Here is a 19,519-nt window from a genome sequence, read left to right as displayed (position 1 = left end):
TGCCCCATCCCGCCGATTTACCGCAACATCGAGCAGGAGCGTTTCGCGATGAAGATGGTGATGATCGGCCTTGGCCGGATGGGCGGCAACATGGCGCGCCGGTTGATGGACAAGGGGCATGAGATCGTCGCCTTTGATCGCGACGCCGACGCGGTCGCCAAGCTGGTCGAGGCAGGCGCCGAGGCCGCCACATCGGTTGACGACGCACGTGCCAAGGCGGGCTTGCCGGTCGTGTGGTGGGTGATGGTGCCCGCGGGCGAGATCACCGAGAGCGTCATCACCAGCATCTGTGAGAATGCGGCCGAGGGCGAGATCGTCATCGACGGCGGCAATTCCTTCTACAAGGACGATATCCGCCGCGCGAAGATGCTGGCAGAGAAGGGCGTCCATTACGTCGATGTCGGCACTTCGGGCGGCGTCTGGGGTCGCGAACGGGGCTATTGCATGATGATCGGCGGCCCGGACGAGATCGTGCGCCAACTCGATCCGATCTTCTCGACGCTCGCGCCGGGGCTCGGCTCGATCGAGCGCACCGAGGGGCGGCTGGACGACGCGACCGACCCGCGCGCGGAGAACGGCTATATCCACGCCGGTCCCGCGGGCGCGGGGCATTTCGTCAAGATGGTCCATAACGGGATCGAGTACGGGTTGATGCAGGCCTATGCCGAGGGGTTCGACGTGCTGAAGGGCAAGGCGTCGGAGAAGCTGCCCGAGGATCAGCGCTACGACCTCAACCTCACCGACATCGCCGAGGTGTGGCGCCGCGGCAGCGTGATCTCGTCGTGGCTGCTCGACCTGACCGCGCTCGCGCTCGCCAAGGACGGCAAGCTCGAGGGTTTCTCGGGCCATGTCGCCGATTCGGGCGAAGGCCGCTGGACGATCGACGCCGCGATGGAGGAAGCGGTGCCGCTCAATGTGCTCAGCGCCGCCTTGTTCGCGCGCTATCGCAGCCGCGTCGACCACACCTTCGGGGACAAGGTGCTCTCCGCGATGCGCTTCGGCTTCGGCGGTCACGTTGAGATGCCCCAATAATGTCTGATAAGGGCTCAATGGCGATAAGATTGATGGTATCCGACGTCGACGGCACGCTCGTCGACGGAGACAAGAAGCTGACCGAGGGCACGATCGCGGCGGTGAAGCGGTTGCGCGACGCCGGTGTCGCCTTCACCGTCATCAGCGCGCGGCCAATGTCGGGGATCAAGCCGCTGCTCGAACCGCTCCAACTCGACGAGGACGTGGGCGCCTTCAATGGCGGCGTCATCTTTCGCCGCGACGGCACGATCGTCAGCCGGCACACGATCGATGAGCAGGTGGCGCGCGGCGTAATCGAGATGGCGGCGGGCGAGGAAGTCGACACCTGGGTCTTCGCCGACGACCAGTGGTTCGCGACCGACGGCGACGGCCCGCATACCAAAAGCGAGCGCGTCAGCTCAAATCAGGAGCCGGCGATCCGCACCGACTTCGACGACCTGCTAGGTCATGCCGACAAGATCACCTTCGTCAGCGACGACGCCGATCGCCTCCACGCGCTCTACGAACGTGCGCACGAGAAATACGGCGAGCAGGCGACGATCGCGCAGTCGCAGACCTATTACCTCGACGTGACCGCGCTTGCCGCCAACAAGGGCGACGGTGTCGCCGCGCTCGCCCGGTCGAACGGCGTCGAGCTGGCGAAAACGGCGGTGATCGGCGACCAGCACAACGACCTGCCGATGCTGACCCGCGCGGGGCTGTCGATCGCGATGGGCAACGCGCCCGACGACGTGAAGTCGCAGGCAAGCAAAGTCACTCGATCAAACGACGAGGATGGCGTAGCGCACGCCATCGACACGATCATCCTGTCCTCTACGGAGAATGCCAAGTGAAAGAACTCGTCGCCTTCGACCTCGACGGAACGCTCGCCGAGAGCAAGCAGGCGATCAAGGAGGACATGGCCGAGGCGCTGGCCGATCTGCTCCAGGTCGCGCACGTCGCGGTTATCTCGGGCGGCGACTGGCCGCAGTTCGACAAGCAGGTGGCGAGCCGGCTGCCAGCGCGCGCCGATCTGTCGAAGCTGTGGCTGATGCCAACGACGGGCACCAAGCTCTACACGCACCAGTCGGGCGAGTGGAAAGCGGTCTACGCTGAGCTGTTCGACGAAGAGACCAAGAAGAACATCGTCGAAGCATTCGATGCTTCGTTGCAGGCGACCGGGTTCAAGCCCGAGGAGACGTGGGGTGAGCGGATCGAGGATCGCGGCTCGCAGATCACCTTCTCCGCGCTCGGCCAGCAGGCGCCGGTCGAGGCGAAGGAGAAGTGGGATCCCGATTTCGCCAAGCGCAAGGTAATCCAGGCCGATCTGAAGCAGCGCCTGCCCGAACTGTCGATCAACATGGGCGGTGCCACCTCGATCGACATCACGCAGAAGGGCGTCGACAAGGCGTACGGCCTGAAGCGCCTGCGCGACGAGAGCGGCATCGCGCTCGACAAGATGATGTTCATCGGCGACGCGATCTTCCCCGGCGGCAACGATTATCCGGCCAAGGAACTCGGGCTCGACACCGTCCGCGTGCGCGATCCCCACGACACGCTATCGGTGATCGCGACGATCGTCGCCTGCCAGAAGTAAGGCGCGGCTCCGCGTGGATGTCCCAGGCTTGTGGGCGCGGTTCATCGGCTGGATCGGTGATGGCACCGGGCTGCCCGACACGATCCTGCACATCCACGCCGGCATGGCGGTGCTGCTCGTCGCGCGGCTCGTCACCGGGCGCTCGCTCGGGACGCTGATCCCGCTATCGGTCGTGGTCGCGGCCGAGGCGGGAAACGAGATCCTTGACCGGTTGCACTACGGCTCGTGGCGCTGGGCGGATACGCTCAGCGACATCGGCAACACGCTGTTCTGGCCCGCGGTCATCTGCCTCGCGGTACGCCTGCGTCCGATGGTCCCGCGCGACGCGGTGCGGCATAGCAGGGAGCCTGCGACGATCGTTCACGAACAGGCGTCGTAAGGCCGCCGAGTGCTGGTCAGTTAGGCCAGCAGCGGTACCAACCTACCGTCAGTGAATCATCGCCTGCGCTCGACCGGCAAGCCGCTCGACGGCCGCAGCGTGGATGCCGCGTGTGCTGGTCAGCACGCCGAATGCGCGCGGTTTGGGCTTGTTGAACACAAGCGGTCGGCCGAGTGCGTCGGTGATGCTCGCGCCCGCTTCCTCAGCGACCAGCGCGGCGGCGGCGATGTCCCACTCGTTACCCCAGCGCAGCGTCGCGACCAGATCGGCGCGGTCGTCGGCGACCATCGCCATGCGTAGCGCGATCGAGTTGGGCTTTTCCACTGCCGTCAGATCACGGTCGGCCTTGGGCAGCGCGTCGGCGGGCACGCGCGCGCCGACGATCTCGGCCCGGTCGCCCGCCTGCACGGACGCGCCGTTCAGCGTCGTGCCGCCGCCAGCCACTGCGCGCCACACCTCGCCGCGCGCCGGCGCGTCGAGCACCGCGATCACCACGCGTCCCGCCTCCACCAGCGCGACCGAGACGCACCAGCCGCTGCGCCCGCGAATATAGTCGCGCGTGCCGTCGATCGGATCGACCACCCAGACATAGCTCGTCGACAGCCGCTCGGGATTGTCGGCGGTCTCCTCCGACAGCCAACCGGCCTGCGGCAGCAGCGCGGACAAGCGCGCGTGGAGCATTCGGTCGACGTCGAGATCGACCTCGCACACCGGGCTGCCGTCGCTCTTCTCCGTCCGCGCGAAGTCGGTGCGCCAGCGCGACATCGCCATCGCCGCGGCCTCGCGCGCCGCGGCGGCGACCGCATCGGCGAGCACGTGCAGGTCAGGGGCGACGCCCGCGTCAGCCACCCGCGACCGTCATCCCGTCGACGCGGATCGTTGGCACGTTGATGCCGTAGCGGAACTGGAGGTCGTTAGCGGGTACGAGGCTGCGGAACATATCCTTGAGATTGCCCGCGATCGTGAACTCGGCGACCGGTCGCGTGATCTCGCCGTTCTCGATCAGGAACCCCGCCGCCCCACGGCTGTAGTCGCCCGTCACCGGGTTGACGCCCTGTCCGATCAGTTCGGTGACGTAGACGCCGAGTGCGATGTCCTCGATCAGTGTCGTAACCGGCACGTGCCCCGCCTGCATGAACAGGTTGCTGGTGGTGACACCGGGTGCGCCGTTTACTCCGCGCGCGGCATGCCCGGTCGGCTCGAGCCCCAGTTGTCGCGCTGACGCCGAGTCGAGCAGCCACGTCTCCAGCATCCCGTTCTCGATGATCGAGCACGGCGAGACCGGCAGCCCCTCGCCGTCGAACGGGCGTGAGCGGAGGCCATGCGGGCGATGCGGATCGTCGCAGATCGTAACGCCGGGGGCGAACACCTCCGTCCCCATCGCGTCGAGCAGGAAGCTCGTCTTGCGCGTGATCGCCTGACCCGAGATCGCACCGGTCAGGTGGCCGAGCAGGCTCGATCCGACGCGCGGATCGAACACCACCGGCACCGCCCCGCTCGCCACGCGTCCGGGGTTGAGACGCGCCACCGCGCGCTCGCCCGCGCGCCGGCCGATCTCGTGCGGCGCGTCGAGCCGCTGGCGATGCCGTGCGGAGTGGAACGCATAGTCGCGCTGCATGCCGCCACCCCCGCCTGATCCTTCGCCCGCGATCACGCTAGCCGATACGCTGTAGCCGGTCGTCGCGTAAGCGCCCGCGAAGCCGTGGCTGGTGGCGAGCGCCCAGACGCTCGACGACGCACCCGCGCCACCGCCTTCGCTATTGGTCACGCCCGGCACGCTGCGCGCGGCTTCTTCCGCCTGCGACGCCAGCTCGCGCAGTTCCGCCGGCGTCACCGCGCCGTCGTCGGCGAGGTCGAGCAGCGGCGCCGCGCCGTGCATCAGCCGCTCCTCGGGTGCGAGGCCGGCCCATTGATCCTCCGGCGCCTCGCGCGCCATCGCGACCGCACGCTCGACCAGCGCGTCCATCGCCGCGGACGAGAGATCGGAGGTCGACACACTCGCCGAGCGCTGCCCGACGAAGACGCGCAGACCCAGTTCCTCCGCCTCCGACCGGCCGACATCCTCCAACTTGCCGAGCCGTACCGACACCTCGCTCGACGCGTCGGCGGCGAAAACGGCGTCGGCGGCATCGGCCCCGGCGGCGGTGGCACGGCGGACGATGTCGTGGGCGCGCTCCTGCGCCTGGTCGGGGGTAAGCATGCCGGCGACTTAGGGGGCAGGAGTGGCGATTACCACTCCCTGTTCGACCCTCGCTGCTACAGCGGCGTGCCGACTACCACGCAGGCGAGGAACATCAACAATCCCGCGAACCGGTTGGAGCGGAACCGCGCCAGCGCGCCCGCGCCCCCACCCGTAGCATCGTCGGGTGCGAGCGTCGCGACCTGCCACGCCAGCTGGATCACCACCGGCAGCAGTGCGACGAGCGCGAGCGGATCGGCGCGCACCTGCCAAAAGGCCGCCGCCCACAGCACCACTGCGGCCAGATAGCACAGCGCAACCCCGCCACGCACGTGCCGCCCCATCCGCAGCGCCGACGATCGGATGCCGACCAGCGCATCGTCCTCACGGTCCTGCAACGCGTAGATCGTGTCGTAGCCGACCACCCAGAATACACTGCCGGCGTAGAGCAGTACCCCACCCGCGCTCAGTGATCCCCATGCCTCGGTCCAGCCGACCAGCGCCGCCCAGGAGAAGACCAGTCCGAGCCACACCTGCGGCCACCACGTGATCCGCTTCATGAACGGATAAGCCGCGACCGGCAGGATCGCCGCAACCGACACGATCGCGGCGGGCCAGTGGAGTTGCAGCAGCACGACCAGCCCGACCAGGCACAGCAGCAGCAGCCAGCCCCAAGCAGCGCGCATCGACACCGCACCTGACGCCAGCGGCCGGTTGCGCGTGCGCTCGACGCTCGCGTCGAGGTCACGGTCGACGATGTCGTTGTAGACGCAGCCCGCGCCGCGCATCGCGATCGCGCCGAGGAGCAGCCACAGGATCAAGTCCCAGCGCTCGACTGCGCCACCCGCCAGCGCGACAGCCCAGGCGCCGGGCCAGAACAATAGCCACCAGCCGATCGGGCGATCGAACCGCGCCAGCAGCGCGAACCCGCGCAAGCGCGGCGGCAGCAGGGCAATAAGCCCGCGATGCTCGCTGTCAGGGGTGAGGTCGGGGGCAGGGGAGGCGGTCACCGGGTCAGCCCTTATCGTCAATTGGACGTTCCCGCCACGCTGGCGGCTGTCCGCACGTGCGCGGCCTTAAATCGGACCGATTGCATGCCTATCTTCGTGGTATGAAGCGTTTGATCCTTGCCGCCCTCGCGTTCGCCGTGGCCACGCCCGCGATCGCTGCTCCCGCCGCCACGCCTGCGGGCACGTGGCGCAACGCGCGCGATAGCGTGCGCATCCGTGTCGCACCCTGCGGTGCGGGCCTGTGCGGCACCGTCGTCGCCGCTGACCAGCGCGCGCGCGACGACGCCGCCGCGGGGGGCACCGACCGGCTAATCGGTACGCAGCTGTTCCGCGACTTCCGCCGTGGTTCGGGCGGCGTGTGGCAGGGCACCGTGTTCGTTCCCGATTTGGGGCAGGAGTTCGACGGTACGCTCTCGCTGCAGGACGCGAACACGCTAGTCGGCACCGGCTGCGTGCTGCCGGGCCTGTGCAAGTCGCAAACCTGGACCCGCGTTGCGGCCAAATAGCGCGTGGTCCATATCTCGGTCGCGATCGGCCGCTTCTTCGAGGCGCTGTTCTTCGCGATCGTCCGGGTCGCCGGGGTCGTCGCCGGCGTGGTGCTGGGGGTTGCGCTCGCGGGCGCGATCCTGTTTCTCGTCGCGCGCTGGCTGATCGTGCGCGGACGGAGGAAATGATGGGAGCGACCCCTGCCTGGCCGCCGCGCTCGACCCCGCGGCTGTTCGTCGAGACGCCGCTCGGCGCCGGCGCGCTGACACTGACGGGCCCGCAGGCGCATTACCTCGTCTCGGTGATGCGGATGAAGGTGGGCGAGCCGGTCAAGCTGTTCGACGGGGTCAGCGGCGAGTGGCTCGCGGTTGCGACCGACGTGGCACGCCGCGACGTGACGCTCGATGTGCAGCAACAGCTCACCCCGCTAGAACACGTCCCTGATCTGTGGCTCTGCGCCGCGCCGCTCAAGAAGGGTCGCGTCGACTGGATGGCGGAAAAGGCGTGCGAACTGGGCGTCGCCCGGCTCGTCCCCGTCGTCACGCGCCGTACCGTGGTCGACAAGCCCAACACCGACCGCCTCGCCGCGCACATGATCGAGGCGGCGGAGCAATGCGGCCGCACCGCGGTGCCGCAGGTCGCCGAGCCGGTGAAGCTGGCCGCGCTGCTGCGCGACTGGCCGCAAACACGCCACCTGTTCTTCGCCGACGAACTGGGCGGCACGCCCGCGGCCGAGGCGATGCGGGCGGCGCCCGGTCCGGCCGCGATCCTGATCGGTCCCGAAGGCGGCTTCGACGACGACGAGCGCGCCGCGATCCGCGCGCTTTCGCAGTCCGTGCCCATCGCGCTCGGCCCGCGCATCCTGCGCGCGGACACCGCGGCGGCGGCGGCAGTCGCGCTGTGGATGGCGTCGGCGGGTGACTGGCGATAGCACTGCCGCCGTGACCGACTCGCACTACGAACACCAGTACCTCGACCTGCTCCGCCGCGTGTGGGAGCATGGCGACGAGCGCCGCGACCGTACCGGCGTCGGCACGCGCGCGCTGTTCGGCCCGCAGCTGCGCTTCTCGCTCGACGGCGGCGCGGTGCCGCTGCTGACCACCAAGCGCGTCGCGTGGAAGACCGCGGCGCGCGAGATGCTGTGGTTCCTGACCGGCGACACCAACATCCGCCGGCTGGTCGAACAGAAGGTGCATATCTGGACCGACTGGCCGCTCGATCGCTACCGCCGCGCAACTGGCGAGCAGGTGACACGCGATGCGTTCGAGGCGCGCATCCTCGCCGACGATGCGTTCGCGGCCGAATGGGGCGACCTGGGCCCCGTCTATGGCAAGCAATGGGTCGACTGGCCGACCTATGAGCCCGCGGGCGACGATCTCTTCCGCCGCGGTAACGGGGTTAATCAGATCGCCGAGCTGGTGGAGGCGATTCGCAACAACCCGACCTCGCGCCGGCTGCTGTTCACCGGCTGGAACGTCGCCGAGCTGAACCGCATGGCGCTGCCGCCGTGCCACATGACGTACCAGTTCTTCGTCGCGAACGGACGCTTGTCGGGGCTGTTGTGGCAGCGCTCGTGCGACCTCGGGCTCGGTTTCGCATTCAACGCCTTCTCCGCCGCGATGCTGGTCCACATGCTGGCGCAGCAATGCGATCTGTTGCCCGGCGAGTTGGTGTGGAGCGGCGGCGACGCGCACATCTATCTAAACCACGAGCATCTCGTGCGCGAGCAGCTGTCGCGCGAACCCCGCGGTCACCCGCGGCTCGAACTGCTGCGTCGCCCAACCTCGATCTTCGACTACAAAATAGACGATTTCCGCGTCGTCGACTACGATCCGCATCCGCACATCGCAGCACCGGTCGCGGTCTGAAGATGAGCGTCACGTTCGTCCTCGCCCGCGCGGAGAACGGCGTCATCGGGGTCGATGGCAAGCTGCCGTGGCATCTGCCGGCCGATCTGAGCCACTTCAAGGCGCTGACGATGGGCCACGCAATGGTGATGGGGCGCAAGACGTTCGAGAGCTTTCCCGCGCCCTTGCCCGGTCGCCGCCACATCGTGCTGACGCGCGACCCGCACTGGCAGGCGGCGGGCGCTGAGGTGGTCCACGATCCCGCGACCGCGCTGCGCATCGCCGGCGCGCACGTCGCGGTGATCGGCGGCGCAGAGATTTTCGCGCTGTTCCTGCCTCACGCCGACGCGATCGAGCTGACCGAGGTGCACGCCGCGCCCGCTGGCGACGCCATCGTGCCGCCGTTCACCGGCTGGCGCGAGGTGTCGCGTGAGGATCACGCCGCGGAAGGAGAGCGCCCAGCCTACAGCTTCGTCCGGCTGGAGCGTTGAGCGCGCGCATACTTGTCGCACCGCCTGCGCGGCCGTAGAGCGCGCGGCATGGAGCGCCTCGACGGCAGCGCCGCGGTGCCGCCGCATCTCGCCGGCGGGATCGTCGCGCTCGGCAACTTCGACGGATTTCACCTCGGGCATCAGGCAGTGGTCGCGCGCGCGGTCGAGCGTGCGCGGGCAGAAGGACGCCCCGCGCTCGTCGCAACGTTCGATCCGCACCCGGTACGCTTCTTCCGCCCCGACGCAGCCCCGTTCCGCCTGTCGACACTCGACCAGCGTGAGCGGCTGTTCGCCGCCGCGGGTGCCGACGCGATGGTGGTGTTCGACTTCAACGCCGCCTTTGCCGCGCTGACCGCGGAGCAGTTCGTCGCCGAGCGGCTGGTCGATCGCCTGCGCGTCGCGGGCGTCGTCACCGGCGAGGATTTCACTTTCGGCAAGGGCAAGGTCGGCGATGCGGCTGGCCTCGCCATGTTCGGCCAGGCGCTGGGCTTTGCCGCCGAGACGGTCGGCGCAGTGACGCTCGGGGGCGAGACGGTATCCTCCACCCGCATCCGCGACCTGTTGCGCAGCGGCGACCCGGCGGGTGCCGCGCGCCTGCTCACGCGTCCGTTCGCGATTCAAGGCGTGGTGCAGCACGGCGACAAGGTCGGCCGCACGATCGGCTATCCGACCGCCAACCTCGACATGGGTCGCTACCTGCGCCCAGCCTTTGGCATCTACGCGGTGCGTGGGCGGCTGGCGGACGGACGCGTGCTGAACGGTGCCGCCAACCTCGGCATCCGCCCGCAGTTCGAGCCGCCGAAGGAATTGCTCGAACCTTATTTTTTCGACTTCTCGGGCGATCTCTACGGCCAGACGATCAAGGTCGAATTGATCGAGTTCCTGCGGCCGGAAGCGAAGTTCGACAGTCTCGACGCGCTGATGGCGCAGATGGACGCCGACTGCGCGCGCGCCCGCACGATCCTGGAGCGCTGACGCCCCAACATGCGTTAGCGCCGACATGACCACGCTCGTCCCCGTCCTCGGCGATCAACTCACCCCCACGATCTCGTCGCTAGCCGCCGCGAAGAAGGCGGACACGGTGGTGCTGATGATGGAGGTCGCCGACGAGACGACGTATGTCCGCCACCACAAGCAGAAGATCGCCTTCATTCTCTCCGCGATGCGCCACCATGCCGCGGCGCTGCGAAAGGCCGGGTGGACCGTCGACTATGTCCATCTCGACGATCCGGACAATAGCGGCAGCTTCACCGGCGAGGTTGCGCGCGCAGTCGAGCGTCACGCGACGACCCGCATCATCGTGACCGAGGCGGGCGAGTGGCGCGTGCGCGCGATGCTCGACGCCTGGGAAACGCTGTTCGGCATTCCCGTCGACATCCTGAATGACGATCGCTTCATCGCCACACACAGTGACTTCGAGGCATGGGCCGCGTCGCGCAAGGTGCTGACGATGGAGTATTTCTACCGTGCAATGCGAGCACGCACCGGCGTGCTGATGGACGGCAAGGACCCGGCCGGCGGACAATGGAACTTCGACAAGGACAATCGCAAGCCGGCGAACAAGGACCTGTTCATGCCGCAACCGCTCGCCTTCGAACCCGACAAGGTGACGCGCGAGGTAATCGACCTTGTCGCGGCGCGCTTCGCCGATCATCCAGGCGACCTCGACGGCTTCGACTATGCTGTCACCGCCGAGGACGCTGCGCGGCAGGCCGACACCTTCCTCGCGCACGCGCTGGAGAAATTCGGCGATTACGAGGACGCGATGCTGACCGGCGAGCGCCACTTGTGGCACTCGATCCTGTCGCCGTACCTGAACGCCGGGCTGCTCTTACCCCTCGACCTCTGCCGCCGCGCCGAGGCGGCGTACCGCGCGGGCAAGGCACCGATTAACTCGGTCGAGGGCTATGTCCGCCAAATCCTCGGCTGGCGCGAGTATATGCGCGGTATCTACTGGCGCGAGGGTCCCGATTACGTCGAGCGCAATTATTTCGGGAATACGCGCCAGCTGCCTGACTGGTACTGGACAGGCGACACCGACATGCATTGTCTCAGCGAAGCGCTCGGCCAGACGCTCGCCACCGCGCACGCACACCATATCCAGCGGCTGATGGTCACCGGCAATTTCGCGCTGCTGATCGGCGCCGATCCCAAAGCGGTCCATCTCTGGTACCTCGAGGTTTATATCGACGCCTACGAGTGGGTCGAGCTGCCCAATACGCTCGGCATGAGCCAGTTCGGCGACGGCGGGCTGCTCGGCTCCAAGCCGTACGCGGGGTCGGGCGCGTACATCAACCGCATGTCGGACTATTGCGGCCACTGCCGCTACGACGTGAACAAGCGCGTCGGCGAGGACGCCTGCCCGTTCAACGCGCTCTACTGGGACTTCCTCGCCCGCAACGAGGACAAACTGCGCCCCAACCGGCGCATGGCGATGCCGTATCGCACCTGGGACCGGATGAAACCCGAGACTCGCGTCGAGACCCGCGCTCAGGCGGCGGCTTTTCTCGACCGGCTCGACGCGAGCGGACCGCCCTACTGACGCGCGCGCCGAGGCGCGCTATGCCGGGTGGATGGACCCGCTCGTTTCCACCCAGTGGCTCGCCGATCACCTGTCGGACCGCGACCTGCGCGTCGCCGATGCCAGTTACCACATCGACCTGCCTGGTGAGCCGAAGCGCGATGCCGGCGCGGAATTCACCGCCGGCCATGTGCCGGGCGCGGTGTTCATGGACTTGGCCGGCTTCTCCGACCCTGACAGCCCGTTCCCCTCGACGATGCCGAATGCCGCGCGCTTTGCCAGCCGTATGGCGCGGGCGGGGCTCGGCGACGGGTTGCGGATCGTCCTCTACGACGACGCCTCGCATTTCACTGCGGCGCGTGCCTGGGTGATGCTGCGCGCATTCGGCTTCACCGATGTCGCGATCCTCGACGGTGGTGTGGCGAAATGGCGCGCCGAGGGGCGCTTGGTCGAGACGGGCGAGCACGTCGTCCGCCCGCGTCATGCCACCCCGCGTGAGCAGGGCAAGGGGATCGCGAACATGGCCGACGTGCGCGCCGCGCTTGACAATGACGTGCAGATCATCGACGCGCGCGGGCGGGCCCGCTTCACCGGTGCCGAACCCGATCCGCGCCCGGGTGTCGCGGCTGGCCACATACCCGGCGCGCGCAACCTGCCGTACAAGCAGGTCTTCAACTCCGATGGCACATGGAAGCGCGGCGATGCGCTGCGCGCCGCTTTTGCGGACGCCGGCGTCGATCCGTCGCGGCCGATGGTGATGACGTGCGGCTCGGGCATCACCGCCAGCGTGCTCGCCTTCGCCGCGCATCTGTTGGGACACCAGGCTCAGGTCTACGACGGCAGCTGGAGCGAATGGGGCGCCGACCCCTCCACCCCCAAGGCCACGGGTGACGCATGAGCGACGATCCGCACGATCTCCGGCCCGACACGCGCGTCGTCACCGCCGGCCGCCGCCCCGAATGGACCGCGGGCGTCGTCAACACACCCGTCTGGCGCGCCTCGACGATCCTCTACGACGATGTCGCGCACCTGCGCGCGAGCGGCGCAGCCGACACGCACCACCGCCTGTTCTACGGCCGTCGCGGCACGCCGACGCAGTGGAGCCTGGCCGACGCGCTGACCAGCCTGGAGCCCGGCGCGGAGGGCACGTTCCTCTATCCCTCCGGCGTCGCCGCGATCGCCGCCTGCCTGCTGGCGGTGCTGTCGCCGGGCGACGAGCTGCTCGTCCCCGACAGCGCCTATGATCCGACGCGGTCGATGGCGACCGGATTGCTCAAGCGGTTCGGCATCGCCGCGCGCTTCTACGATCCGCTGATCGGCGAGGGTATTGCCGAGTTGGTCGGTCCGAACACCAGGGCGATCTTCATGGAATCGCCCGGCAGCCTGACCTTTGAGGTGCAGGACGTGCCCGCGATCGTCGCGGTAGCTAAGTCTCGCGGGATCGCGACGATCCTCGACAACACTTGGGCGACGCCGCTGTTCTTCCCGGCGATCGGGAAGGGCGTTGACTACTCGATCCTAGCCTGCACCAAATATGTCGTCGGGCACTCCGACGTGATGCTCGGCTCGGTTACCGCCGGTTCCGGCCGCTTTGCCGCCTTGCGAGAGACGAGCTTTCAACTCGGGCAAGTCACCAGCCCCGACGACGCCTGGCTCGGCAGCCGCGGCCTGCGCACAATGTCGGTTCGCCTGCGCCAGCATCAGGCGAGCGCGCTGGAGGTCGCGCGCTGGCTGGCCGCGCAGCCTGAGGTGTCGCGCGTGCTCCACCCGGCGCTGGCGTCCTGCCCGGGGCACAAAACGTTCGCGCGCGACTTCCTCGGTTCATCGGGCTTGTTCTCCTTCGCGCTCCAGGGCGGCGACGAGCGGTCGCGCGCCACGCTGATCAACGCGCTCGACCATTTCGGCATCGGTTACAGCTGGGGTGGGTATGAGAGCCTGGCGCTGCCGGTCGACCCGGCGCGCCATCGCAGCGCGACCACGCCCGACTTTGCCGGGCCGCTCATCCGCTTGCAGATCGGGCTGGAGGACCCCGCCGACCTGATCGCCGACCTCGCGCGCGGGCTCGCCGCATTCCGGGCCGCGCGCGGGTGAGTTTCGCCAGCGATTGGCTGACCGAGAACGGCATCGCGCTACCGGGGCGGTTCGACCTGCTCGAAATGGCGGTGGCGGGCGCGCTGGTGCTCGTCTCGCTGCTGCTCGGGCTCGCCGCCGGGCGTGTTCTCGGCCCGCGCGCGGCAACGTGGTGGAAGGCGCGCGTCGCCAATCACGGCGAGGGGCTGTGGCGACGCATGAGCGCGATCCTGCGCCACGGCAGCGCCGCGCTGCTGCTCTCGATCGTCCTCGTCGCTCATGACTGGACCGGCTGGGGCGGGCTGCCGATCGGCATCGCGCTCGGCGCTGCCGCCGCCGCGCTTGCCCATGCGGTGCTGCGTGGGCTCGGCATGCCGCGCTGGGCGACCTGGACGTTCGCGACGATCCTGTTCGTCGCGCTGCTCAGCCGCGCGGTGGGTGGATTGGGGCCGATCACCGACACGCTCGACGCGGTCGGCTTCAACGTCGGGCGCCGGCGACTGTCGCTGCTCGCGCTGATCTACATCCTCGTCATCGCAATCGTGATCTTCGCGGGCGTTCGGCTCGCCAACCGCGTCGTCACGCACACGATCGGACAGGCGCGCTCGCTCGACGCGACGCAGAAGCTGCTCGCACAGAAGCTGGCGAGCATCGGCATCGTCGTCGCAGCGTTCTTCTTCGGGATCGATTTCGCCGGGATCGACCTCACCGCCTTCGCCTTCTTCTCGGGCGCGATGGGTCTGGCGGTCGGATTCGGGTTGCAGAAGACGGTGGGCAACCTGATCGCGGGGATCATCCTGCTGATGGATCGCTCGATCAAGCCGGGCGACGTGATCGTCGTCGGCGACAGTTTCGGCTGGGTCAACAAGATCGGCGTCCGCGCGGTCAGCGTGGTAACGCGCGACGGCAAGGAGCATCTAATTCCGAACGAGAATCTAATGACGCAGGAGGTGGAGAATTGGTCCTTCACCGATCGCAACGTGCGCGTGCGTATACCCGTCAGCGTCGCCTATTCATGCGACCTGAAACTGGCGCAATCGCTGATGATGAAGGCCGCGACCGACAGTCCGCGCGTGCTGACCAGCCCCAAGCCCAACGTCTGGCTGACCGCGTTCGGCAATGACGGGGTCGAGCACGAGATCCTCGCCTGGATCAGCGATCCCGAGAGCGGGGTCGGCAACGTCCGCTCCGACGTGCTCAACCGCTTGTGGGTACTGTTCAAGGATGCCGGCATCGAGATCCCGTTCGCGCAACGCGACGTCTACGTCAGGACGTGGCCGAAGCAGCCGCTCGCTACTGCCGACCCGACAACCGACCGGCCGGGCTAGCTCCGGCGGCCGGGAAACTGAGTCGGTCGCGGTGCGGAGAGGTGCGCGCCGGCCTGAACGTCTCCGCGCCGTGTGATTACGGCTGCGGCGTCGCGCCCGGCGTCGGTGTCGCGGCGGGCGAGGGCGCAGTCGCCTGCGTCGCGCCGGCGGCACCGCCCGTCACCGCGCGCGCGCCCTGGCCGTCGCCCTGCGGTGCGGCGATGATGTCGCGCGTCGTCTGACCCTTGTCGATGACGTTGGTCTGCGGATCGCCGACCGCGCTGCGGATGCCCGGCTGTGCCACGTCGCCGCCGGCCTGATCGACCACGCCCGCCTCGGCCTGGCTGCGCGGCGCCGGCGTGCCGAACAGCGCCTCCAGCGTCTGGCCCTGCGTGTTCGTCCCCTGCGTGCGCGCGGCGCCCGGCTGCGGCGGGATCAGCGAGAAATCGGGCGGGATCACCAGCGGCGCCTGGCGCGCCACCGCGAACTCGTCGGGCCGCGCGCGGTCGTAGCCGCTCTTGCCGCACGCCGACAGCGACGTCACCGCCGCGAGTGCGACGCCCGTGACCACCAACTTACGCATGTACGTTCTCCGAGGAATTCTTCGCATTCTCGTCCGGCTTGTCGCGGATCAGAAGCGCGCGCACCAGCAGAATCAGCACGCCGATCGTAATCGCCGCGTCCGCGATATTGAAGACGAGGAACGGACGCCACTCGCCGAAATGCAGGTCGGCGAAATCGACCACGTAGCCCAGCCGCACGCGGTCGAGGATGTTGCCGACCGCCCCGCCCAACACAAGGCCGAGCGCCAGCTGGTCGCCGCGCTTGGGCTCGCGCCACATCCACACCAGCACCGCCGCGGCGATTCCGGCCGTGAACAGCACCAGCAGCCAGCGCATCGTCGTAGTCTCCGCGCGGAGCATGCCGAGCGACACGCCGTTGTTCTGCACAAAACGCAGGTCGAAGATCGGCAGGATCGTGCGCGACGCGCCGAGGTAATCGAGCCCGAGCGGCCCGGTGACAAGCCATTTCACCAGCTGATCCACCACCAGCACGATCGCGGCGAGCGCCAGTCCGGCGCGGGGCGTCACCCGCGTCATGCCGCCACCTCAGCCACCACGTTCTCGCACCGCGCGCACAGATCACCGTCTTCGCGCACCTCGGGCAGGTGCCGCCAGCAGCGCCCGCATTTGTGGTAATCGGTCCGCGCGACGTCGACCGTGCCGGTCTCGCTCACCTTCGCGACGATGAACACCTCGGCGAGCGCGTCGGTGGGGAGCGGTGCCTCGGGCACTCTTACTTCGGCCTCCAGGCTAGATCGCACCGTCTTCTCGCGCCTGAGCGGCTCGATCGCCTCGGTGACGCGCTCGCGAAGCTTGCGCACCTCATGCCAGCGCTGCGCGATGTCCTCCGCCGCCTGCTCGGGAAGCTCGGGCCATTCGAGCAGGTGGACCGACGCGTCCGCATCGGGGAAGCGCGCCTGCCACACCTCCTCGGCGGTGAACACCAGCACGGGCGCGGCGTAGCGCACCAGTGCGTGAAACAGCGTATCGAGCACCGTCCGATAGGCCCGTCGTTTCACGTCGTCGGGCGCGTCGCAGTAGAGCGAGTCCTTGCGCACGTCGAAGAAGAACGCCGACAGATCCTCGTTGCAGAAATCGGTCAGCGCGCGGGTGTAGCGGTTGAATTCGAACGCATCCGCCGCGCTGCGCAGTTCCAGGTCGAGCTTGTGGAGCAGGTGGAGCACATAGCGCTCCAGCTCGGGCATGTCGTCGACTGCGACGCGTTCGTCGTCGGTGAAGCCGTCGAGTGCGCCGAGCAGGTAGCGGAACGTGTTGCGCAGCTTGCGATATGCGTCAGACGCGGTTGCCAGCACTTCCTTGCCGATGCGGATGTCGTCGAAATAATCGGTCGACACCGCCCAGAGCCGCAGGATGTCCGCGCCGCTCTCACCGATGATCTTCAACGGATCGACGACGTTGCCGAGCGACTTCGACATCTTGCGCCCCTTGCCGTCGAGCGCGAAGCCGTGCGTCAATACCGCGTTGTACGGCGCGCGCCCGCGCGTGCCGCAGCTCTCCAACAGCGACGACTGGAACCAGCCGCGATGCTGGTCCGACCCTTCGACGTACAGGTTCGCGCGCGTCCCCTCACCGTAGCGCGCCTCGACCACGAAGGCATGAGTCGAGCCCGAGTCGAACCACACGTCGAGGATGTCGTTGATCGGCTCATAGTCGGCGAGGTCGTACGCGTCGCCGAGCAGTTGCTGGTGGTCGGCGGTGAACCACGCGTCTGCGCCGCCAGCCTTGAACGCAGTCAGAATGCGCGCGTTGACCGCTGGATCGGTGAGATACTGACCCGTAGCGCGGTGCACGTAGAGGGCGATCGGCACGCCCCAGGCGCGCTGGCGCGAGATCACCCAGTCGGGTCGTCCCTCCACCATCGCGGTGATCCGGTTCTCCGCCCGCGCCGGCACCCACCGCGTCCGCGCGATCGCGTCGAGCGCGAGGCTGCGCAGGGTGGGAGCGTTGTCGCCATTAAAGCCCTCTCCCCGCTGGGGAGAGGGTTGGGAGAGGGGCTGCACTGCACCATCCGCCTGATCTTGTTCCGCGATCCCCGCCGCGCGAGCCTGACCGGCGGGCAGGTCCATCGGGATAAACCATTGCGGCGTCGCGCGCTGGATCACCTTCGCCTTCGACCGCCACGAATGCGGATAAGAGTGCTTGAAGTCGTCCGATGCCGCCAGCAGCGCCCCCGCCTCCCGCAGGTCGGCGCAGATCGGGCCATCAGCGGCCACGAACTTCTTGTTGATGACGCTGCCCTGACCGCCCAGCCACGCCCAATCCGCGCGGTAGAACCCTGCGCCGTCGACCGCGAACACCGGCTCGATCCCGTACTGCTTGCACAACAGGAAATCGTCCTCGCCGTGGTCGGGCGCCATGTGGACGAGCCCGGTACCCGCGTCGGTAGTCACGAAGTCGCCCGGCAACAGCGGTCGCGGCTTGGCAAAGAACCCGCCGAGGTGATGCATCGGATGGCGGGCGAGCGCGCCGGCGAGGTCATTAGCTGTGATGAAGCTGCCGCGATCTGCGATAAACGCGTCAAAGTATTCTGTCACATCGGCAAAGCCGAGACCTGCTCGATCTGCAAACTGCTGCGCTAGTCGCTGGGCAACTAGGTACTTCCGGCCCTCATAAGGCAATAGGACGTACTCAACATCCTCCCCATACGCCAACGCCTGGTTGACCGGGATCGTCCACGGCGTCGTGGTCCAGATCACCGCGTGCGCGCCGACCAGTTCGGGTGCGTTCGGCGCCTCGGTGATCTCGAACGCCACGTCGATCTGCGTCGACACCACGTCCTCATACTCGACCTCGGCCTCGGCGAGCGCGGTCTTCTCGACCGGGCTCCACATGACGGGCTTCGCGCCGCGGTAAAGCTGCCCGCTCTCGGCGAATTTCAAGAGCTCGCCCGCGATGGTCGCCTCGGCCTCGTACTTCATGGTGAGGTACGGGTCGGCCCAGTCGCCCATCACGCCGAGACGCTGGAACTCGTCCGCCTGCACCGCGACCCATTTGTCGGCATAGGCGCGGCACTCAGCGCGGAACTGGTCGACCGGCACCTGGTCCTTGTCGAGCTTCTTCGCGCGATACGCTTCCTCGACCTTCCACTCGATCGGCAGGCCGTGGCAGTCCCAACCGGGCACATAGGGCGCGTCGTATCCCATCAGCGAACGGCTGCGGACGATCACGTCCTTCAGCACCTTGTTCATCGCGTGGCCCATGTGGATGTCGCCGTTGGCGTAGGGCGGGCCATCGTGGAGGATCCAGCGTTCGCGCCCGGCCCGCTCGCGCCGCAGCCGGTCGTACAGCCCCATCTGCTGCCACCGCGCTAGGATTGCGGGTTCTTTCTGCGCGAGGCCTGCCTTCATCGGGAAGTCGGTCTTCGGCAGGAAGACGGTGTCGCGCCAGTCGCGCTTGGTATCGGGTTGGTCGGCCATGATCGGGTCGCGCCTTAGCGCGGGAGGAAGCGCGAAACAAACGGCAGGTGACGCAGGCCACACGCGCACCTATCTCGCCGCGCATGACACTTGCCCCGACCCACCTCGGCCAGTCCGTGCCGCTGCCCACTTCTCCGCAAGAAGCGGTGCTCGACTACGTCCCCAATCCACGTCCGAACCAGACCTATCTGATCCGCTTCACCCAGCCCGAGTTTACCTCGCTGTGTCCGGTGACGAGCCAGCCCGATTTCGCGCATCTCGTGATAGATTACGTGCCCGGCGAGACGATTGTCGAATCGAAGTCGTTGAAGCTGTTCCTCGGCAGTTTCCGCAACCACAATGCCTTTCACGAGGATTGCACCGTCGGCATCGGCGAGCGGCTGTTCCGCGAGATGCGCCCGCGCTGGCTGCGGATCGGCGGATACTGGTACCCGCGCGGGGGCATGCCGATCGACGTGTTCTGGCAGTCGGGTACGCCGCCCGAAGGACTGTGGCTGCCCGATCAGGGGGTGCCCGGCTACCGGGGTCGCGGTTGACGCCCGGCTTGATCCATGTTGCACTGCAAAATGACGGTGCAACCAAAGCCTGATCAACTCGTTAGTTGAGCCAAGTGGAGGTCCG

Annotated in this window: 21 protein-coding genes; 15 read left to right on the top strand and 6 right to left on the bottom strand. The window is 68.0% G+C overall.

Going from position 1 to position 19,519, the window contains the following annotated elements; all coding sequences use genetic code 11:
- The first annotated feature begins 48 nt into the window (after positions 1 to 48).
- Genes gnd through BMW51_RS10430 form a run of 4 tightly spaced genes read left to right on the top strand, consistent with a single transcriptional unit; the run spans position 49 to position 2,987 of the window.
- A complete protein-coding gene (gene gnd, locus BMW51_RS10445; RefSeq protein WP_093006168.1) occupies positions 49 to 1,032 on the top strand; it encodes a phosphogluconate dehydrogenase (NAD(+)-dependent, decarboxylating) in 984 nt (327 codons plus the stop codon).
- 32 nt (positions 1,033 to 1,064) lie between these two features.
- Positions 1,065 to 1,865 carry a Cof-type HAD-IIB family hydrolase gene (locus tag BMW51_RS10440; protein WP_245708475.1) on the top strand — a complete coding sequence of 267 codons (801 nt, stop codon included), beginning with the start codon at positions 1,065 to 1,067 and terminating at the stop codon, positions 1,863 to 1,865.
- Positions 1,862 to 2,608: an HAD-IIB family hydrolase gene (locus tag BMW51_RS10435; protein WP_093006164.1), complete on the top strand. Its 747-nt coding sequence runs from the start codon at positions 1,862 to 1,864 to the stop codon at positions 2,606 to 2,608. Before BMW51_RS10440 ends, BMW51_RS10435 begins: the two co-directional genes overlap by 4 nt.
- Before the next feature lie 13 nt (positions 2,609 to 2,621).
- On the top strand, positions 2,622 to 2,987 hold the full coding sequence (locus tag BMW51_RS10430; protein ID WP_093006162.1) for a hypothetical protein: 366 nt from the start codon (positions 2,622 to 2,624) through the stop codon (positions 2,985 to 2,987).
- A 48-nt stretch (positions 2,988 to 3,035) separates the two neighbouring features.
- Here the strand turns inward: BMW51_RS10430 and BMW51_RS10425 are convergent, their stop codons facing one another.
- The 3 genes from BMW51_RS10425 to ubiA are packed head-to-tail and all read right to left on the bottom strand — an operon-like array spanning position 3,036 to position 6,176.
- Complete coding sequence (locus tag BMW51_RS10425) at positions 3,036 to 3,836, bottom strand: 3'(2'),5'-bisphosphate nucleotidase CysQ (protein ID WP_093006160.1); 801 nt, start codon at positions 3,834 to 3,836, stop codon at positions 3,036 to 3,038.
- Positions 3,829 to 5,187 carry a TldD/PmbA family protein gene (locus BMW51_RS10420; RefSeq protein WP_093006158.1) on the bottom strand — a complete coding sequence of 453 codons (1,359 nt, stop codon included), beginning with the start codon at positions 5,185 to 5,187 and terminating at the stop codon, positions 3,829 to 3,831. The genes BMW51_RS10425 and BMW51_RS10420 overlap by 8 nt, the downstream gene beginning before the upstream one ends.
- A gap of 56 nt (positions 5,188 to 5,243) precedes the next feature.
- The gene (ubiA, locus tag BMW51_RS10415) at positions 5,244 to 6,176 is read right to left on the bottom strand and encodes a 4-hydroxybenzoate octaprenyltransferase (RefSeq protein WP_093006157.1); all 933 of its coding nucleotides are present in this window, start codon (positions 6,174 to 6,176) and stop codon (positions 5,244 to 5,246) included.
- Positions 6,177 to 6,277: 101 nt separating this feature from the next.
- On the opposite strand from ubiA, the gene BMW51_RS10410 reads away from it, so the two are divergent.
- From BMW51_RS10410 to BMW51_RS10370, 10 genes are all read left to right on the top strand, one after another.
- On the top strand, positions 6,278 to 6,682 hold the full coding sequence (locus tag BMW51_RS10410; RefSeq protein WP_093006155.1) for a DUF2147 domain-containing protein: 405 nt from the start codon (positions 6,278 to 6,280) through the stop codon (positions 6,680 to 6,682).
- A 3-nt stretch (positions 6,683 to 6,685) separates the two neighbouring features.
- Positions 6,686 to 6,850 (top strand): hypothetical protein, encoded by a 165-nt coding sequence (locus tag BMW51_RS16110; RefSeq protein ID WP_177171630.1) that lies wholly within the window; start codon positions 6,686 to 6,688, stop codon positions 6,848 to 6,850.
- Positions 6,850 to 7,593, top strand: a complete 744-nt coding sequence (locus BMW51_RS10405) for a 16S rRNA (uracil(1498)-N(3))-methyltransferase (protein WP_093006153.1) — start codon at positions 6,850 to 6,852, stop codon at positions 7,591 to 7,593. Before BMW51_RS16110 ends, BMW51_RS10405 begins: the two co-directional genes overlap by 1 nt.
- A gap of 10 nt (positions 7,594 to 7,603) precedes the next feature.
- Positions 7,604 to 8,530: a thymidylate synthase gene (thyA, locus tag BMW51_RS10400; protein WP_093006151.1), complete on the top strand. Its 927-nt coding sequence runs from the start codon at positions 7,604 to 7,606 to the stop codon at positions 8,528 to 8,530.
- A 2-nt stretch (positions 8,531 to 8,532) separates the two neighbouring features.
- Positions 8,533 to 9,000 (top strand): dihydrofolate reductase, encoded by a 468-nt coding sequence (locus tag BMW51_RS10395; protein WP_093006149.1) that lies wholly within the window; start codon positions 8,533 to 8,535, stop codon positions 8,998 to 9,000.
- Between the two features lie 48 nt (positions 9,001 to 9,048).
- Complete coding sequence (locus BMW51_RS10390) at positions 9,049 to 9,975, top strand: bifunctional riboflavin kinase/FAD synthetase (protein WP_093006147.1); 927 nt, start codon at positions 9,049 to 9,051, stop codon at positions 9,973 to 9,975.
- A 25-nt stretch (positions 9,976 to 10,000) separates the two neighbouring features.
- Positions 10,001 to 11,542 carry a cryptochrome/photolyase family protein gene (locus tag BMW51_RS10385; RefSeq protein WP_093006145.1) on the top strand — a complete coding sequence of 514 codons (1,542 nt, stop codon included), beginning with the start codon at positions 10,001 to 10,003 and terminating at the stop codon, positions 11,540 to 11,542.
- A 31-nt stretch (positions 11,543 to 11,573) separates the two neighbouring features.
- A complete protein-coding gene (locus BMW51_RS10380; protein ID WP_093006143.1) occupies positions 11,574 to 12,419 on the top strand; it encodes a sulfurtransferase in 846 nt (281 codons plus the stop codon).
- Positions 12,416 to 13,612, top strand: a complete 1,197-nt coding sequence (gene metC, locus BMW51_RS10375; RefSeq protein ID WP_093006141.1) for a cystathionine beta-lyase — start codon at positions 12,416 to 12,418, stop codon at positions 13,610 to 13,612. The genes BMW51_RS10380 and metC overlap by 4 nt, the downstream gene beginning before the upstream one ends.
- Before the next feature lie 65 nt (positions 13,613 to 13,677).
- Positions 13,678 to 14,919 carry a mechanosensitive ion channel family protein gene (locus tag BMW51_RS10370; RefSeq protein WP_093006798.1) on the top strand — a complete coding sequence of 414 codons (1,242 nt, stop codon included), beginning with the start codon at positions 13,678 to 13,680 and terminating at the stop codon, positions 14,917 to 14,919.
- Between the two features lie 76 nt (positions 14,920 to 14,995).
- On the opposite strand, the gene BMW51_RS10365 is transcribed toward BMW51_RS10370, so the two are convergent.
- From BMW51_RS10365 to ileS, 3 genes are read right to left on the bottom strand one after another with little or no spacing between them, the layout of a single operon-like run.
- Complete coding sequence (locus tag BMW51_RS10365) at positions 14,996 to 15,481, bottom strand: DUF3035 domain-containing protein (protein WP_093006139.1); 486 nt, start codon at positions 15,479 to 15,481, stop codon at positions 14,996 to 14,998.
- Positions 15,474 to 15,998, bottom strand: coding sequence for a signal peptidase II (gene lspA, locus BMW51_RS10360; RefSeq protein ID WP_093006137.1), 525 nt, complete (start codon positions 15,996 to 15,998; stop codon positions 15,474 to 15,476). Before lspA ends, BMW51_RS10365 begins: the two co-directional genes overlap by 8 nt.
- A complete protein-coding gene (gene ileS, locus BMW51_RS10355) occupies positions 15,995 to 18,898 on the bottom strand; it encodes an isoleucine--tRNA ligase (RefSeq protein ID WP_093006135.1) in 2,904 nt (967 codons plus the stop codon). The genes lspA and ileS overlap by 4 nt, the downstream gene beginning before the upstream one ends.
- A gap of 83 nt (positions 18,899 to 18,981) precedes the next feature.
- Here ileS and queF point away from each other — a divergent pair, with 83 nt between their 5' ends.
- The gene (queF, locus tag BMW51_RS10350; RefSeq protein WP_093006796.1) at positions 18,982 to 19,434 is read left to right on the top strand and encodes a preQ(1) synthase; all 453 of its coding nucleotides are present in this window, start codon (positions 18,982 to 18,984) and stop codon (positions 19,432 to 19,434) included.
- Positions 19,435 to 19,519: the final 85 nt, after the last annotated feature.

The organism is Sphingomonas palmae, from assembly GCF_900109565.1.
In the GTDB taxonomy this organism is placed as follows: Bacteria; Pseudomonadota; Alphaproteobacteria; order Sphingomonadales; family Sphingomonadaceae; genus Sphingomonas; species Sphingomonas palmae.
This window is presented reverse-complemented; position numbering and strand designations above follow the sequence as displayed.

What these genes read in the sequence shown, in the direction of transcription:
- gnd (WP_093006168.1), top strand. Translation starts at nt 49, where the DNA reads ATGAAGATGGTGATGATCGGCCTTGGCCGGATGGGCGGCAACATGGCG.
- BMW51_RS10440 (WP_245708475.1), top strand. Translation starts at nt 1,065, where the DNA reads ATGGTATCCGACGTCGACGGCACGCTCGTCGACGGAGACAAGAAGCTG.
- BMW51_RS10420 (WP_093006158.1), bottom strand. Translation starts at nt 5,187, where the DNA reads ATGCTTACCCCCGACCAGGCGCAGGAGCGCGCCCACGACATCGTCCGC.
- BMW51_RS10410 (WP_093006155.1), top strand. Translation starts at nt 6,278, where the DNA reads ATGAAGCGTTTGATCCTTGCCGCCCTCGCGTTCGCCGTGGCCACGCCC.
- BMW51_RS10405 (WP_093006153.1), top strand. Translation starts at nt 6,850, where the DNA reads ATGGGAGCGACCCCTGCCTGGCCGCCGCGCTCGACCCCGCGGCTGTTC.
- BMW51_RS10395 (WP_093006149.1), top strand. Translation starts at nt 8,533, where the DNA reads ATGAGCGTCACGTTCGTCCTCGCCCGCGCGGAGAACGGCGTCATCGGG.
- BMW51_RS10390 (WP_093006147.1), top strand. Translation starts at nt 9,049, where the DNA reads ATGGAGCGCCTCGACGGCAGCGCCGCGGTGCCGCCGCATCTCGCCGGC.
- BMW51_RS10385 (WP_093006145.1), top strand. Translation starts at nt 10,001, where the DNA reads ATGACCACGCTCGTCCCCGTCCTCGGCGATCAACTCACCCCCACGATC.
- BMW51_RS10380 (WP_093006143.1), top strand. Translation starts at nt 11,574, where the DNA reads ATGGACCCGCTCGTTTCCACCCAGTGGCTCGCCGATCACCTGTCGGAC.
- metC (WP_093006141.1), top strand. Translation starts at nt 12,416, where the DNA reads ATGAGCGACGATCCGCACGATCTCCGGCCCGACACGCGCGTCGTCACC.
- BMW51_RS10370 (WP_093006798.1), top strand. Translation starts at nt 13,678, where the DNA reads ATGGCGGTGGCGGGCGCGCTGGTGCTCGTCTCGCTGCTGCTCGGGCTC.
- BMW51_RS10365 (WP_093006139.1), bottom strand. Translation starts at nt 15,481, where the DNA reads ATGCGTAAGTTGGTGGTCACGGGCGTCGCACTCGCGGCGGTGACGTCG.
- lspA (WP_093006137.1), bottom strand. Translation starts at nt 15,998, where the DNA reads ATGACGCGGGTGACGCCCCGCGCCGGACTGGCGCTCGCCGCGATCGTG.
- ileS (WP_093006135.1), bottom strand. Translation starts at nt 18,898, where the DNA reads ATGGCCGACCAACCCGATACCAAGCGCGACTGGCGCGACACCGTCTTC.
- queF (WP_093006796.1), top strand. Translation starts at nt 18,982, where the DNA reads ATGACACTTGCCCCGACCCACCTCGGCCAGTCCGTGCCGCTGCCCACT.